Raw genomic sequence first — 14,860 nt, forward strand, 5'->3', positions numbered from 1 at the left:
GTTTGGGGGATTTCCGGATCGGAGAGCCGGCGCACCCCCCGGAAGACAGCAAACGTTCCTCACCCAGGTGGTGCCCGAGATCGTCGAAGAGGCGAGGACGACCCCGCCCACCGAGATCCCGGACGGCGACGTCCAGCGGCCCTTCGCCATCGCGACGGAGCCCGACCGTACGCTGGTCGCGACCGTCAGCGAGACCGACATCGGCATCGGCATGCCCGAGGCCGACGGCGCCGGCAGCCAGCCGCTGCCCGGCCTGGTCACCTACGCCGCCAAGCAGCCCAGCGTGGCCTACGCCCACCAGCGGACCGGCCAGATCGCCCGCGCGCTGACCATCATCAAGGACGCCTCGGCGCCGACCGAGTACCGCTTCCCGATCTCCGCCCCCGAGGGCAGCGTGCTGGAGGTCGAGACCTCGTACCGGGTGGAGGGCATGACGCTCGTCCAGACCGTCGACCACGCGGGCGCCGCCTACCCCGTGGTCGCCGGCCCCGCGCTCAAGCTGCAGTGCGAGTGGTGGAAGGCCATGTGCCGGCTGATCTTCTCGAAGAAGCTCACCAAGAAGATCTACAACGCCTGGTTCGTCGCCAGCGTCGCCGGCGCCATCGAGGCGCTGAAGGGCTCCTGCGACAAGCTCAAGGGCAAGGCCAAGCTGATCTGCAAGGTCGCCTACACGACGGGCGGCGCCTCGGCCATCCACAAGGTCCGGGAGGCGGCCAGGAAGAACCAGTGCTTCGCGATCCGGTTCCAGGCGCCAGTCATCGTCTGGTACGAGGTCCGCAAGAAGAGCTGCCAGAGCAAGTAACCCCGCACCACCCCGATGCCCCCGCCCGATCCGGCGGGGGCATCGCGTACGTGGGCGGCCGCGCCCTAGAACGGTGAGTGCGGGGTCTGCGGCGGCTCGATCGGCTCAGCCAGCGCGGCGCGCCCGGGAGCCGCGGGGAACGGGTCGGCGAAGTACTGGGTCTCGTGCGTGACGAGGCCATCGGTGAGCTCCATGACGCTGAGCGAGTAGGTGGGCACGCCGTCATAGGTGATCACGCACTCGCTCACCCAGAGGTCGCCGCGGCCCAGGATGCGGCGGACGGTGAAGTGGCGTTCGGCCGGGTGCCCGCCGCGTTGCGCCTGGATCCTTGCCCGGCCGGTGAAGCGCTCGCCCGACTGCGGGTAGTCCAGGATCGCGTCCGTGGCGTAGATCGCATGCTCGGCCTCGACGTCCCCGCGTTCGGACGCCTCCCAATGCTCCTGGAGTCGAGCCCGGATGTCGGCTGCCGGATCCATTGCGCTGTTCACCCCCATTCCCTGTATCCATTCATTCTCGCCCCATCGCTGGTGGGGCCCATCACGGCCGTCCGTCCCCCTTGCTCCCGCGGAAATTGCGAACCGCCGGCTGATGATCCTGCACTGCCACTGCAACCATCTGACTGATTGCTTGACTCGATCGCCATCCATATTTAAGGTCGCGTTGCCGAAGCGACGTGAAACGTTTTTATCAATGTCAGGCGCGCGTCTGGCGGCAAAGCGCGGCCGCCATCTCCCCACCCCCATCAACGGGAGAAACGGAGAACCCCATGACAACACTCACCACCACGGCGCCACGTCCGCCCAAGGGACGACGTCGCCGGTTCGCCCGCATCGTCGCCGCCCTCGCCGTCCTGGCGGCCGGCGCCGGGGCCGGTGTCGTGCTCGGCCCGCCCCCGGCGTCCGCCGCCGCCTGCGGAGAGGGCACCTTCCAGTCCCAGGTGACGGTCAGCGGTAGCACCTGGACCGCCCGCAACAGCGCCGGCAGCAGCGTCTACACCGGCACCGACTTCCGGGCGGCGGTCCAGGCCGGCATCGGCAGCCTCACCGCCGGGCGTACCTCGATCCAGCGGGTCGTCGTGCGCGGCAACGGCACGATGAGCGCCGGCAGCCGGATCTCGCTGCCGAGCTACACCTCCCTGTCGGTCTGCGGCACGATCAACGTGACCGGCTCCGGCTCCGGCGACTACGCGCCGATCTACTCCCGCGGCACCACGAACATCGAGGTCCCCTACCTCAACGTCACCGGCACCCCGATCTACGGCATCTTCCTGCGCAACGTCACGAACGTCTGGCTCGGCCAGATCGACATGCGGCTCGGCGCGGGCCTCGGCGTGCGCATCGACAACCGCGGCGACACCAGCCAGTGGACCCGCAACGTACGGGTCGACACCGTGTACGTGCAAGGAGCCAGTTCGCACGCGATGGAGACGTACGGCGTCGACGGCCTCACCGTCGGCACCGTGACAGCACGCAACGTCGGCGAGTCCGGCCTGCTGCTCAACCAGACCATCAACGCGACGGTCGGCACCGTCGACGCCGACAACGCCGGCGCCGGCACCGGGTACGCGGCCTTCCGCATGGCCAACCGCAACGGCCGGGTCGGCAGCGCCTACCCGAACAACATCCGGGTCGGCACCGTCAAGGCACGCGGCGGCGGCCGGGGCATCTTCTGCGTCTCGGAGAGCGGCGGCGCCACCATCGACCGGGTCGACATCGCCAATACCGGCAACAACTCGGTCCTGGTGGAGAACTGCTACAACGTCGTCATCGCCGGAGTGTCCGGCACGATCAGCGGCGGCGGCGAGGTCCGCATCGCGGCCCGTACGGAGTTCGCCCCGTCGTCGGGCATCAGGTTCCAGAACCTGACGGTCTCCAACACCGACATCAGATGGAGCCCGTGCACCGGCAGCAACAACACGATCAGCAACGTGACCCGTACCAACTCGACGCTCACCTGGTGCTGACGCGTCCGCACCGGCAGCCCGCCGCCGCGATTTCCTCCGCTCCCGGACTGACAGGAGAGACCATGCGTAAGATCCCCTTATTGATCGCCTCTGCTCTGGTGCTGTCCCTGTCCCTGCCCCTGTCGCTGGTCGCCCCGGGCGCCGCCTCGGCCGCGGCGATCGGGCAGACCGCGTGCGGCGCCCGGGTCGCCGGTACGGCCGCAACCGCCGCCATGGCAACGACCACCGTCTGGATGGCCGGCGACTCGACCATGGCGAACCCCAGTGCCACCTGCCCCGTGGGCTGGGCCACCGAGTTCGACTCGCTGTTCCACAGCAACATCGTCGTCAGCAACCTCGCCGTCGCCGGGCGCAGCATCCAGACCTGGCTCTACGAGGGGAACGTCACCTCGACCATCGGCTCGGACGGCGAGTGCGTTCTCAACTCCACCACCTACTCGTCCCGATGGCAGCAGGTGCTCACCGGCATGAAAGCGGGCGACTACCTGTTCATCCAGTTCGGCATCAACGACGGCTCGACCACCTGCCCCCGCCACGTCGGCACCGCCCGCTACCAGCAACTGATGACGATGATGGCGCAGGCGGCGCTGGCCCGCGGCGCCCACCCGGTCCTGCTCACCGCCGTCGCCGCCATCACCTGCTCGGGCAGCACCGCGGTCAGGAACCGCGGCTACGTCACCCAGACCAACGCCGCCGGCGCCGCCACCGGCTCCCCCGTCATCGACCTGCAGACCCTCAGCGTCGACTACTACAACTCCCTGGGCCTGTGCCCGAACAACGGTGACTACACCTCCGGGCTGCTCGGGCAGTTCTTCTGCAACGACCACACCCACTTCGAGGCGTACGGCGCCCGGCGGATCGCGCGGCTGGTCACCGGCGCCCTGCGAACGCAGAACATCCCGCTCGCCGGATCCCTGCTGTAGCCCCCGCCGCCACCCTGCCCGCACCCTGCCCGCCTGCCCGCGCGCGACCGTCTCCTACCACCCTCACCCCCGGACCGGGTGTCGCCCGAGCTGCGCCGCCACGTGCTGACCGCCACCGAAGATCTCGGCTACGTCGGCAACGACGCGGCGCAGCGGCTTCACGTCGATCTACGTGGGATCAGGCGATCTCGATGTGGTCCAGCTCCGCCCAACGCGTCTGGTACTGGAAGCGCAGGGTGTTCCACCCGGCGTTCAGCGTGAGCTGGGCCGGCACCTGCGTCCAGTTGTCCCAGCCGCGGTCGGGATAGCTCAGCGTGAACCGCGTGCCCCCGTTCACCGTCACCAGGTGCTGCGCGTCGCCGTACCCGGCGGCGTAGGCCACGTACGCGGTGTAGTCCCCGGCGACCGGCGCGAACACCCGCACGTCGACCCAGCTGTCCGCATAGTCGATCTTGGCCACGACGGCCCCCTGCGAGGCCCCGGCCGCGCCGGTACGGACCTCGGCATGGTTGAGCGTGCCGCGCTCGGCCTCGTACCGGACCCGGCTGCCGCGCACGACCGGGTAGTCGTCGGCCCAGCCCAGCTCCGCGGTGTACATGTGGCGCGCGTTGCCCACCCAGCCGTGGAAGAAGACGCGGCCCCCGAGCACGTCGGTCCCGCCGGGGCCCTGAACGGCGCCGTCGAAGGTGGCCGTGGTCATCAGCGGCCGGTACGCCTTGGTGTAGGGCCCGGTGAGAGAGGGGGACACGGCGTAGCTGGTGAAGTAGCTGTTGCCCGCGTAGGAGCCGGCCGAGTAGAAGAGCACGTACTGGGAGGGCCGCTTGACGAGCACGGGAGCCTCGATCACCCCGGCCTCCTCGAGCCGGTCGTTGCGGATGAGCTCGGTGCGGCCGCCGACGAAGGTCACGCCGTCCGAGCCGACCTGCTGCAGCCACAGAACGGTGGGCCGGCCGACGGCGTTGCCGTCGTTCTTGTAGAGCAGGTACCGCTTGCCGTCGGTGTCGACGAAGCTCGACGGGTCGATGTCGCCGCCCTCGGCCGCGTTGCAGACGAGCGGTGAACCGCTGGTCGGCTGGAAGGGGCCGAGGGGGTTCGCCGAGGTCGCGGCGCCGATGCACATGCGCCCGGTAGCGGTGCTGGGGCCGGTGAAGTACATGAGGTAACGGCCGTCGGGGAGCCGGGAGACGTCAGGTGCCCAGAACCCGCCGTTCCCCGCCCAGGCCGGTTTGGCAGGCAGCGCGTCCCCGCGTACGGTCCACGGACCGGTGGAGGACGAGGCACTGGCGACCGGGATGCGCCCCGCCCCGCTACTGGTGGAGTAGGCGTAGAAGGTGGAGCCGACCTGGATGACGTCCGGATCGGGGAAGTCCGCGCGAATCACGGCCGTCGGAGCCACGGCGGCCGCCGCCGGCCCCGCACCGGCCGCAGGCATGCAGACCGCGGTCGCGGTGAACACCAGGAAGAGCCGGCCGAGCAGCCGCATGAGGACCTCCGATCATCCGTACTCACGGGTATAGGCCATTCCGGAGCCGCGGAGAAGAGATTTCTTGGCATTTCAAGCGGCGTGGATGACACGCTGCGATGGCGGCCGCCAGCCGAAGGCATCACAGCACGTACTGAGGATTGGTGATCGCTGCAGCCACACAGATGATCAGCCCGGCCAGTGCGACGAGGGCGTGGAAGTAGACGACCCTACGAGTGATCCGCCCATAGAGCCGCCGGTCCGTGCTGCCCCGGATCCAGGCGCTGGCCGCCAGGCCGAACGCGGTGAGAGCGGTGATGATCACGCCCGCTTGGAACACGTCCGCGTATTCCTGCACCGACCCGAACGACTGCACCATGTAGCCCGGGATCATGTATACGGCCGTCGTCCCTGTGAAGATCACCCCTATCCATCCGGCCCACCAGGCGAACCCGCCTCCTGTGCTCAGGGGCGTGCCCCGGTCGGCTGCCCTCTGGCCGAGCGTCTCCTGGGGAAAAGGCGCCTTCGAAGGAAAGTCGGCCGGAGCAGGGCGCGGCGGCTGGGCTGTCGGGCTCCTCGCCTCGAGGGTGGCGGGTCCGCGCCGATCGCGCTCGGCCCGCTGGTCGGCCCGCCAGGCCAGGTAGACCGTGGCGACGTTGAACGCTGTCCCCACGATGAGGCCTATCCAAGCAACGTCCATGGAAGGACTGTGAGTCTCCGGACAGCGCGGCACAAGGGGTGCGATCCAGCATGGCCGTCGAGATCAAGGTGCAGGTCAACCTCATCGGCGGCGGCGCGCCGGAATTCGGCCTCCAGAACGGATGTGACCAGTCAGACACGGAGGTCCCATGCGACAGTTCCGCCCGACCCGCGCAGTCCTCACCGGCGTCCTCCTCACCCTGACCTTGACCACCATCTCGCCGGTCAGCCCCCGCTCACGCGGCCGAGATCGTCATCATCGACGGCGACCCCGTGACGGTGAAGGAGCTAGGCGGCAGCGTCGTCTGCCCGGCCGGCCAGGTCCTGCTCGGCCGCTCCCACTACGGCGACGAGAACAGCGACACCACCTACTACTGCGGCCTGCCCCCACTACGTCCGGGCATCGGGGCAACGACACGCACGTCGGGGGGCCATCACCGCCGAGCGCGCCCCCGCCAACCGCCGACGCCGTCACGAGCCTTTTCTGCGGACCACCGTCCGCGATGCTCGGGTCTGTACTGGACGCGGGGAAGCGAGCCGGACAGCTTCGTTCACCGCCCCAGCCACCGACGTTCTGAGACCTGTGTAATCGCAGGTCACAGTCAGGTCCGTCGGACCCTCCCAACCACTACTGAGACCCCGGCCTAGAGGCGCGGAGACGGATGCGGCTGCCACCTCCTCCCCCGCGAGCACAGGCGCGCTCGACATTAAACACAGATTGTGACTCAATAATTACTGACAGTGTTCTCGTCGTTCCCCGAAGAGGAGATCCATGCGTCTACACTCCGCCGTGGCCGCCGCCGGCGGCGCCCTCATGCTGGTTCTGGCCGTTCCCGGCTCCGCATCGGCCGCCACAGGCCAGTTCCGTTACTCCTACCAGACCGCCGACGGATACGACGCCGTTGGCTTCATCAACAACCCCGAGAGCAGGAGATGCATCAACATCCAGGGAGCCGACTCTGACGGCACGTCGGCCGCCTACGCGCCGAAGAACCTGACCGACGCAACGGCCACGGTATTCCTGGAGGCCGACTGTATGGGGGATATCTTCTACAGCCTGCGCCCCGGCGCAGGTGCTTCAGAGCGCCTGCTGGTGCGCTCCGTCGTCTTCTCCTGAAGCGCGGATTCGGGCGCGGTGCTCTGACGGCGCCGGCAGCAGAGCACCGCACGACCGAGGGCGGCGCCATCTCACACGTGCATTGAGCTATGCCCACCGCCCGTCTCCTGCTCGGGGCACTGCGCCGGAGCTGCCGCCCCGCTCCCCGATCACCCAGCTCATCATCATCGGCCGATACGTCCGCCTCAGGCGAGAAAACCTCCGCCCGCATCACCGCCGAACACGATCCGGCCGCACGCCGACCGCTCCCGCTGACGATCTCGCGTCCTCTGCCCGCGAGAGTTGCCCCTGAGCAGGGGTAACAGCCCTCGCGTGTATTTCATGCCACCGTCTTGAAGACAGGACGTTTCCCGCGCATCACCATGGAGCGAACTTTCGCGTCCTCATCCCGGTCGGCCGCGAGCGGCGGCAGCCGTTCCTCCATCCCGCCAACCCCCTGTGCGATGGAGCGGAATCCGGAGGATGAGCTGTTCCGGGCGCGGCCATTACTACCGAGACCCCATGCGGATGCGGGCCACGCCGGAACGCTCAGGCGTGCCAAGGCCTGTTCAGGCGACGACAGGTTCGCCGCTCAGCGCGACACCGGCCCGGCGCAGTTCGTCCAGTGCGGTGCGCGTGGTGTCGGCAGCGACGCCGGCGGTGTAGTCGAGCAGGACCCGCACCGCGAAGCCCGCGCGCGCTCCGTCCAGTGCCGTGGCCTTCACGCAATGATCGGTCGCGATGCCGACGACATCGAGTTCGGCGATGTCACGGGCCTTCAGCCAGTCGGACAGTGTCGTACCGTCCTGGGTCGAGCCCTCGAAACCGCTCTTGGAGGCGGAGTGGGCGCCCTTGAAGAAAACCTCGTCGACGTACCCGGAGTCGACGGCGGGCGCGAAATGCGGATGGAACTCGCCTCCCTCACTACCGACGACGCAATGCACGGGGAATGAGTCCCGGAAGTCGGGGTTGTCGGAGAAGTGGTCGCCCGGATCGATGTGGTGGTCACGAGTGGCGACGACGAAGGCATACTGCCCGTCGGCGCTCCGGACCAGCTCGGCGATGGCGGCGGCTCGATCCGCGCCGCCCTTCACCGGAACGCTGCCGCCCTCACAGAAGTCCTTCTGCACATCGACGATGATCAGTGCACGACTCACCGAAAATCCCCTTTCCTCTGCTGCGCCTCTCCGAAGAACACTCTTCCGCCGACGGGGGGACACACCCCTCGCGGGACGTTCACCGACCGGCGTGACGCGCACGGCAACGCGGTTCGCCGCTCCAGATCCGGGCCACATCCACCCGAGCGTGACATTGAGTGCATGCATTCTCACTATAAGTGTTCATACTGGGGAGCAGAAGGAGCCCCGATAGTAATAAGGAAATTTCCAACGGAGATGCCGCCGAACTGCGCCGGGTCAGCGGCATCTCCAGCTCGGCACACCGATCCTGCGGCGCCGATGACCCTCACACCTTTACCGCATCCTCGCGACGAGTGGCAGAGCCCCTCCTCATGGGGCGACCAGGTGCGGCAGAACACAGAAGCAGATCGGCCGAACGGACCACGGCCGACCTCTCTCCCCGGCCACGTCTACGTCCCGAGGGTCAATATGCCTCTCCCGGACGTCACTCTGGCCGCCTTTCCGGTGGCAGGTGGATCATCGAGCCGCGAGCCTTTCCAGACGTGTCTTTCACCCCTCGGCTTGAGGTCTGTACCGGGCCGGGCGGTGCGAGGCCGACGACGGCACTTTCGCGGCGAGCAGTGCGGCGGTCGCTTCCGCTGCCGCGGCGACTGCTTCGGGGTAGACGCTGGTGTAGGCGTCGCGGGTGAACTTGTGCTCTTTCAGGATGGCCATCGTCTCGGCATCCACCGCGATCTCACGGTCACTGGCATCGGTCTTCAGGGTGCCCTGGATCGGATCCCAGCCGAGCTGGGCGATCTGCCAACGCACGCCGGCCGATCCGCGCCTTCTCGAAAATGACATCCGGCCGGCCCACCCCGACCCCCACACTGCTCGCCGGGCCGTCTTCCGCTGGATCACCCGCTACAACACCCTCCGACGACACTCCCACCTCGGCCACCTCAGCCCGATCATCTACGAGAAGACAGCAGATAACCTGAAGCCCGCCGCCTGAAATGGGTGTCCGCATCCAAGGGGGAAGTCCCATCATCCCTTGGATCGCCCGCGGCCGGTCAGCCACTCTGCGAGGACTGCGGCCTGGCTGTGGTCCACGTCCTTGGTGGCGGTCAGCAGCGTGAGATCGTCATGGGCAGCGAGGTCACGCAAGTGTCGGGCCGCCTCCCGATGTCCGGCATCGCGCAGCTCAGCAAGGTAGCGGCGGCGGAACTCGGCGAATCGGCTCGGCTCGTGGCCGTACCACCGGCGCAGTTCGCTGGACGGGGCGACGTCACGCAGCCACTCGTCCAGGTGAGCGTCCTGCTTACGCATACCCCGCGGCCAGACCCGGTCGACGAGCACCCGCTTGCCGTCCTGCGGTGAGGTCTCCTCATAGACTCGGCGACAGGTGATCTGCACGGCCATGACAGCACCTTCCCGGATCGATCGGCTCGCCTCGCGCAAAGCTAGAGGGTGGCTCCGTTGAGCGGGCGTTTCCGACGTACCCATTTTATGAGAAGAGCACCTGCGCGAGGCCAAGACCGCTGGCGCCCAACCGCCGGAGTGGCTCCGCAGGATGCCGGCGACGTCTGCAGGCGATGTGGGCGACACCTCGCATCATCGACGGGAGGCTGTCGGCGGCCATCGGCGTCAACGTCTCGGCCAGGGCGCTGCCGAGGGTGAGCAACGCTGTGGCGGTCACTGTCCTCGGCCGCCGACCAGGCACCTCGTGAGGTGAGGCGTCTGTCCGAATACAGACCGCTGAACCCCACGACGTCGAGAGACGCCCAGGTAAGGACGCCTCCCCCGGCTCGAGGGGGAGGCCAAGCAGCTTTCCGCGCGGTCTTCGCGGACATACGCCGGGCAGTGCCGAAGCTTTCACGAGATATGGGGTGCGCCGCCTGTCACGCGAGCCCCGTCTTGAATGCAGCACCGCGGTGGCGCGGCGCCCGGCCGGACGCAGGTGAGGGCCTGTCCGACAGCAGTTCGAGCCGATATCGGCTCATGGTTCGCGTGCCTTCATCCGCCTCCGGTACGCAATATCCGCAACTCCCGCGTTCCCCCGATCTGGCCCCCTTGCGTGCGGCCGGCGCGGGGAGTACGGCTGAGCGCGCCCCTTGGAGGCCCATTTCGGGCTGAGAGGGGTTACGCCGGACTCGGTGAAATCTGCGGGTGTGACCCTCGACCGCCTCGGTGCCACACCCCGGCACGCCCACGCCGGGCGACATCTGCGGCGCTCTCGGCGCGATCCGGCGCGGCGAGGCGGCGGCTCCGGGGTTGTCCAACAAGATCAAGACGCTGCCGGCGATCACCGGCCCCACCCTGATCGTGATGGTAGGCAACGATGCCGGGGCGTTCGCCACCTACGGGCAGACCGGCCACGCGCTCACCCTGATCACGGAATTCGTCTATCTGGGTCTGCCGAAGATTCTCGCCGGACTTGTCGTCATGGCTGCTGCTTCCACCGGTTCGTCCCGCCGCTTCGAACGGATCGCCATCGCGCTGTGCGGCGCGTGCCCGGTCCTCGCACGGGATGCGGCCGGCGCTGCCTTTGGCCGTGGACGTGGCCGCCACTCCTCAACTACCCATAAGTCAGGAATTGTCATAAATGTCCTAAAAGTGCGTTTTGTCAGGCATTAGGCGGCCCGGGGTGGTTATCACTGCTTACTGAGGAGGACAACCGGGGAGGTGACGGAACGTGTCGGACACAATGTCCAACCGAGCTGCGGAGACCGATCAGGCCGCGACCGTGCCGAGGGCCAGGACGTACGAGGGCGGCCCGGGAGCCGGGCTGGTCACCGAGAAGGGCACCACCAGGATCGAAGACGTCGTCGTCGCCAAGATCGCCGGGGTCGCTGCCCGCGAGATGTCCGGTGTCTACGCCATGGGCGGGGGCGCGGCGCGCGCGTTGAGCAGCGTACGCGGCATTGTCGGTGTTGACGAGAGCGTGACGCAGGGCGTGTCCGTGGAGGTGGGCGAGCGGCAGGCCGCCGTCGACCTCGACCTCGTGGTGGAGTACGGCATGGCGATCCCGGACCTGGCGGGGGCAGTGCGGAAGAACGTCATCAACGCGGTCGAGCGGATGTGCGGGCTCGAGGTGACCGAGGTCAACATCCGCGTCGACGACGTCCATCTGCCCGAGCAGGACCGCGATCGAGACCGCGACCGAGACAGCGCCAAGCACCGTGGGCAGGACACCGGGTCGGAGCCGCGGGTCCAATGACGGACACGGGCCCGGCCCCAAGTTCCGGTACGAGCCCCGGAACCGGAACGTGCCCAGCCGAAGACGCGGGCACCGGGGCGGACGACGGCTTCGGGACAGGCCCCGAGGACGAGGCGTGGGCGATCGCTGAGCGGGCCCGAGCGTGTGGCGGCGTGGCCGGGCTGTCCGGTGGCCTGTTCGGGACCGTGGCCACCTACCTGCCGGGCCGGCGGCTGACGGGCGTCTCCGTGAACGACCGCGCGGTCGAGATCGCCATCGTGGCCACGATGGAGCGCCCGCTCACGGAGACCGCCGACGAGGTGCGGCGCGCCGTGACGGACCTGGCCGGCGAGCGCCGGGTGAACGTGCGCATCGACGACATCGTGGAGGGACCATGAACAACCAGTGGCTACCGCTGATCGGGATGACCGTCGGCATCGTTCTCGGGATCGTCGGGGCGTTCGGCGGGCTGGTGCCGTTCCTGATCGTGCTGGTGCTCGGCGCCGTCGGCTACCTTGTCGGCCGGCTGGCCGAGACCGGCGAAGTGAACCTGTCCGTGAGGCGAAAGTGATCGCTGCTGTCGGCGCAGGCACCGTGGCCGTGCCGGGGCAGCGTCGTCCTGCGCCCCCGCCGCCCGAGGTGCGCGGGCGCACCCGGATCGCCGGCCGGGTGGTCACCAAGATTGCCTGCTGCGCCGCCGGGGAGGTTCCCGAGGTGCTGAGGGTGCGTCCCGGAGGCGCGTCGCGGTCGCGCTCGTCGGACGCTGAGGTCCGCGGTGAGCAGGCCACGGTTCACCTGAGCGTGAGCGTCGCCTACCCGTCACCGTTGCGCACCGTGGCGGCGCGGGTCAGGCAGCACGTGATCGCTCGCGTCACCGCCCAGACCGGCCTGAACGTCACCCGTCTGGACGTGACCATTACCGACTTCGGCGGTGACCTTCCATGACCGGACAGACACTGAGTCAAGAGGACGGCGCGATCCCTCCTGAGGGCGGCCCCGTAGACGCTCACCAGGCGAAGCGCAACAAGGCCGCCGACCGGGCGGCCGTGCGGGCGTTCCGCCCGTCCAGGAGGGCTCCGGCCATCGTGGTGGCCCTGCTGCTCACGCTTCTGGGCCTGCTCGTGGCCGCCGAGACCGTCTCGGCGCTGCTCGGCAATCCGCTGCGCCTGGTGCCGTACGACCGGATGCTCGGCTGGGCGGTCTCCACACCATGGTCCAACCCGCTGTTCGTGCTGGCCTCGATGGTCGTGGCGCTGCTGGGGCTGGCGCTGCTGATCACCGCTCTGGTGCCGGGACGGCCGCGCATGATGCCGGTACGCAGCGGCGACCCCGACGTGATCATTGGCCTGCGCCCCAAGAGCGTCACCAGGGCCCTGGCGCACGCGGCCGAGGAGGTGCCGGGCGTGCATTCGGCCCACGCCACGCTTCGAGGCTGGACCGTCGCCGTCACACCCTCCACATCGGGGTGGGACAAGGAGAGGTTCGCCCAGGAGGTGCACGCCGCCGTGCTCACCAGACTGGCGGGACTGGATCTCGTGGAGCCGTACCGGGTGACCGTGAACGTCAAGGAGCGCAAGTGAACAGGAAGACCAGCCGGGGCAACCGATGGGGACTCGCGCTGGTCGGGATGGTGCTGGTCGTCCTGGGCGGGCTCGCGGCGGCCCGCGGACTGGGCGGCTTCGGATCAGCGCAGACCTCGATCGTGGACGGTAGCGTACAGGGGTTCTTCGCCCGTAACAGCCCGGCGATCTGGTGGGCCGTGGCAATCGTGTCGATCGTGGTGGCGCTGCTGGCGCTGCGCTGGTTGTCGGTACAGGGCCGCAGGGAGATCACGCACCGCCCGATTCGGCTGGAGCGGTCGCCGACCGGCCTCTCGGAGGTGTCCGCAGACGGGGTGGCGCACGCCGTTGCCGCCGACGTGGCGTCGAGCCCGGCCGTGCTCAACGCCGACGCAGGCTTGACCAGCGCGCATTACCCCTCTGAAGTGCGGCTACGCATTGTCGCCGACGAGAGGGCGCCCATCGGAGAGCTCAGCCGGCACCTGTCGGCGATTGCGCTTCAGCACTTGCGCGACGCCCTGCACCTTGATGATGTCCAGGCGGTGGCCCGCGTCAGCCTGGAGCCGCCGCGCACCCCGCACCGGACGGTGCACTGACGAGAGCGTTTTACTGAGCGTGCCCGACATCGATCCAAGAGTTGCACTCACCATTCCATACGCTAAGCACTGCGAACCAAGCCCACTCAGCCATGTGGCGACGGCAGGCGCCGGCCGAGGTCGACGTATGCCGGCGCGGCGCCGCATGGGATGGGCAGAATCCGAGCACGAGGTGCGCCAACGCACTCATTGCACGCCCACGGCGCCGGGACTGCCAATTCACCGCGACGCCGGACGAACACCTCTTGATCTGTACATGCCGGTCGCTTTACGTGCAGAGACGGCCCAAACCCCAGCCCGCGGTGTTCACGGTGGCCGGGCCCGTCCGACACAGAGGCGTCCGAGCCCATAAACCCCACCCGAGGTGTGAACGGGAGGAGCTGTCACCCCCAGGCGAGGCCGATCGGTCATCTTCCCAGCCAGGCATGGTTATGACTCTGCCCCACCACGCTGGTGCCTGCGCGCGGTTCCGGGAGGCCAGCCATGTGGGGACGGCTCTCATCGAGTACCGTCCCCAGGCTGGGCCTACCTTCGGGCTAGCGACCTCGAAGTAACCCGCACCGTGGACTCATGGCTAAAGCGGGCCGGCCTCCTCGTAGGCCAAAAGGAGACCGTAACCCATTCTCCGGGCTGCGGGTCGGGGATGTTAAGGATCCCCGCGCGATCGTAGATGAGGCTTGTCTGCGCTTTGACCTGTGACGAGATGGCTGGATAGGGCCCACCCTCCGAGCGCCGTCCCGTGCTGACCCGGCCTTGGGACTGCCAAACTCAAAGTGGTCCTCCGTAGGCCGGGAAGACCGTCGCCGTCATCGTAGATGCGCACCGTGGCGTTTGGACACCATCCCGAGTGAGGCGCATGCCAGGCCGATTACGAAGATGACCGCTCCCGTGATGACGTTGTTGATGATCGTCGAGGCGCCCGCTCCGTGTGGAGGGAGCACCCATGGCGTGATGATGGTCCAGACGCCAATGATCGGTACAACCCAGGCGAGACTATGGAAGCGGCCGTTGGCCGATGCGACGCCGCCCGCCAGCAGGATCACCGCTATACCGGTGATCAGGTTGTTGACGGCCAGGGTCGTGTGGCCGAAGAAGCCCGCCACCCATGGCGAGATGGCCAGGTAGAGCCCGCTCAGAAAGGCGACCCCGCTGATGGACTGCCCTGTTGGCCGCTGGGCCGCCCAGTCGTAGCGAGCGCGAAGCGCGGCTATGTCGGGGTGCTGGTCGATATCGTAAGTGGGACGCGTCGGCTGGTCAGCCATGTCGCACACCACCTTTCCCCTCTTGCAGAGGTACGATCATTGATCCTCTGCCCGCCCCGTCTTGCCAACACCCCTGATCAGGTAAAACGTCTCTCCATATCCTCACGCGGTCGCGCAGTCATGACGCCTGGCGTGAGCCGGACGCCCCATCAAGCCCGCTCGGCGATGCAGGGGAACGCAC

At 68.3% G+C, this 14,860-nt stretch carries 18 protein-coding genes and 1 riboswitch; of the genes, 11 read left to right on the top strand and 7 right to left on the bottom strand.

What is annotated here, in order from left to right; all coding sequences use genetic code 11:
• The first annotated feature begins 70 nt into the window (after positions 1–70).
• Complete coding sequence (locus HD596_RS48820) at positions 71–802, top strand: hypothetical protein (RefSeq protein WP_185076137.1); 732 nt, start codon at positions 71–73, stop codon at positions 800–802.
• A gap of 65 nt (positions 803–867) precedes the next feature.
• Here HD596_RS48820 and HD596_RS48825 read toward each other — a convergent pair whose 3' ends face one another.
• On the bottom strand, positions 868–1,290 hold the full coding sequence (locus tag HD596_RS48825; RefSeq protein ID WP_221519942.1) for a nuclear transport factor 2 family protein: 423 nt from the start codon (positions 1,288–1,290) through the stop codon (positions 868–870).
• 278 nt (positions 1,291–1,568) lie between these two features.
• Here HD596_RS48825 and HD596_RS48830 point away from each other — a divergent pair, with 278 nt between their 5' ends.
• Positions 1,569–2,765, top strand: a complete 1,197-nt coding sequence (locus HD596_RS48830; RefSeq protein WP_246555387.1) for a hypothetical protein — start codon at positions 1,569–1,571, stop codon at positions 2,763–2,765.
• Positions 2,766–2,827: 62 nt separating this feature from the next.
• Entirely contained in the window at positions 2,828–3,688 is an 861-nt protein-coding gene (locus HD596_RS48835) for an SGNH/GDSL hydrolase family protein (RefSeq protein WP_185076138.1), read from the top strand.
• A gap of 178 nt (positions 3,689–3,866) precedes the next feature.
• Here the strand turns inward: HD596_RS48835 and HD596_RS48840 are convergent, their stop codons facing one another.
• On the bottom strand, positions 3,867–5,171 hold the full coding sequence (locus HD596_RS48840) for a family 43 glycosylhydrolase (RefSeq protein WP_185076139.1): 1,305 nt from the start codon (positions 5,169–5,171) through the stop codon (positions 3,867–3,869).
• 121 nt (positions 5,172–5,292) lie between these two features.
• Positions 5,293–5,850 (bottom strand): hypothetical protein, encoded by a 558-nt coding sequence (locus tag HD596_RS48845; protein WP_185076140.1) that lies wholly within the window; start codon positions 5,848–5,850, stop codon positions 5,293–5,295.
• Between the two features lie 789 nt (positions 5,851–6,639).
• Between HD596_RS48845 and HD596_RS48850 the strand changes: the two genes are divergently transcribed.
• Entirely contained in the window at positions 6,640–6,966 is a 327-nt protein-coding gene (locus HD596_RS48850; RefSeq protein WP_221519943.1) for a hypothetical protein, read from the top strand.
• Between the two features lie 548 nt (positions 6,967–7,514).
• On the opposite strand, the gene HD596_RS48855 is transcribed toward HD596_RS48850, so the two are convergent.
• From HD596_RS48855 to HD596_RS48865, 3 genes are all read right to left on the bottom strand, one after another.
• Positions 7,515–8,102 (bottom strand): isochorismatase family protein, encoded by a 588-nt coding sequence (locus HD596_RS48855; RefSeq protein ID WP_313046500.1) that lies wholly within the window; start codon positions 8,100–8,102, stop codon positions 7,515–7,517.
• Between the two features lie 531 nt (positions 8,103–8,633).
• Positions 8,634–8,894 carry a hypothetical protein gene (locus tag HD596_RS48860; RefSeq protein ID WP_185076142.1) on the bottom strand — a complete coding sequence of 87 codons (261 nt, stop codon included), beginning with the start codon at positions 8,892–8,894 and terminating at the stop codon, positions 8,634–8,636.
• A gap of 216 nt (positions 8,895–9,110) precedes the next feature.
• Positions 9,111–9,485 carry a DUF488 domain-containing protein gene (locus tag HD596_RS48865; RefSeq protein ID WP_185076143.1) on the bottom strand — a complete coding sequence of 125 codons (375 nt, stop codon included), beginning with the start codon at positions 9,483–9,485 and terminating at the stop codon, positions 9,111–9,113.
• A 294-nt stretch (positions 9,486–9,779) separates the two neighbouring features.
• Positions 9,780–9,959, top strand: a riboswitch (M-box (ykoK) riboswitch).
• A 294-nt stretch (positions 9,960–10,253) separates the two neighbouring features.
• On the opposite strand from HD596_RS48865, the gene HD596_RS48870 reads away from it, so the two are divergent.
• The 7 genes from HD596_RS48870 (at position 10,254) to HD596_RS48900 (ending at position 13,417) form a co-directional block, all read left to right on the top strand.
• Entirely contained in the window at positions 10,254–10,700 is a 447-nt protein-coding gene (locus HD596_RS48870) for a hypothetical protein (RefSeq protein ID WP_185079477.1), read from the top strand.
• A gap of 70 nt (positions 10,701–10,770) precedes the next feature.
• Entirely contained in the window at positions 10,771–11,283 is a 513-nt protein-coding gene (locus HD596_RS48875) for an Asp23/Gls24 family envelope stress response protein (protein WP_185079185.1), read from the top strand.
• Between the two features lie 152 nt (positions 11,284–11,435).
• Positions 11,436–11,660, top strand: coding sequence for a hypothetical protein (locus tag HD596_RS48880; protein ID WP_313046505.1), 225 nt, complete (start codon positions 11,436–11,438; stop codon positions 11,658–11,660).
• Positions 11,657–11,833, top strand: coding sequence for a DUF2273 domain-containing protein (locus HD596_RS48885; RefSeq protein WP_185076144.1), 177 nt, complete (start codon positions 11,657–11,659; stop codon positions 11,831–11,833). The genes HD596_RS48880 and HD596_RS48885 overlap by 4 nt, the downstream gene beginning before the upstream one ends.
• Positions 11,830–12,207 carry an Asp23/Gls24 family envelope stress response protein gene (locus HD596_RS63015; protein WP_185076145.1) on the top strand — a complete coding sequence of 126 codons (378 nt, stop codon included), beginning with the start codon at positions 11,830–11,832 and terminating at the stop codon, positions 12,205–12,207. The genes HD596_RS48885 and HD596_RS63015 overlap by 4 nt, the downstream gene beginning before the upstream one ends.
• Positions 12,204–12,842 carry a DUF6286 domain-containing protein gene (locus HD596_RS48895; protein WP_185076146.1) on the top strand — a complete coding sequence of 213 codons (639 nt, stop codon included), beginning with the start codon at positions 12,204–12,206 and terminating at the stop codon, positions 12,840–12,842. The genes HD596_RS63015 and HD596_RS48895 overlap by 4 nt, the downstream gene beginning before the upstream one ends.
• Complete coding sequence (locus tag HD596_RS48900) at positions 12,839–13,417, top strand: Asp23/Gls24 family envelope stress response protein (protein WP_185076147.1); 579 nt, start codon at positions 12,839–12,841, stop codon at positions 13,415–13,417. The genes HD596_RS48895 and HD596_RS48900 overlap by 4 nt, the downstream gene beginning before the upstream one ends.
• An 806-nt stretch (positions 13,418–14,223) precedes the next feature.
• Here the strand turns inward: HD596_RS48900 and HD596_RS48905 are convergent.
• The gene (locus HD596_RS48905) at positions 14,224–14,679 is read right to left on the bottom strand and encodes an SPW repeat protein (RefSeq protein ID WP_185076148.1); all 456 of its coding nucleotides are present in this window, start codon (positions 14,677–14,679) and stop codon (positions 14,224–14,226) included.
• Positions 14,680–14,860: the final 181 nt, after the last annotated feature.

It is taken from the genome of Nonomuraea jabiensis (assembly GCF_014204795.1).
GTDB lineage: Bacteria > Actinomycetota > Actinomycetes > Streptosporangiales > Streptosporangiaceae > Nonomuraea > Nonomuraea jabiensis.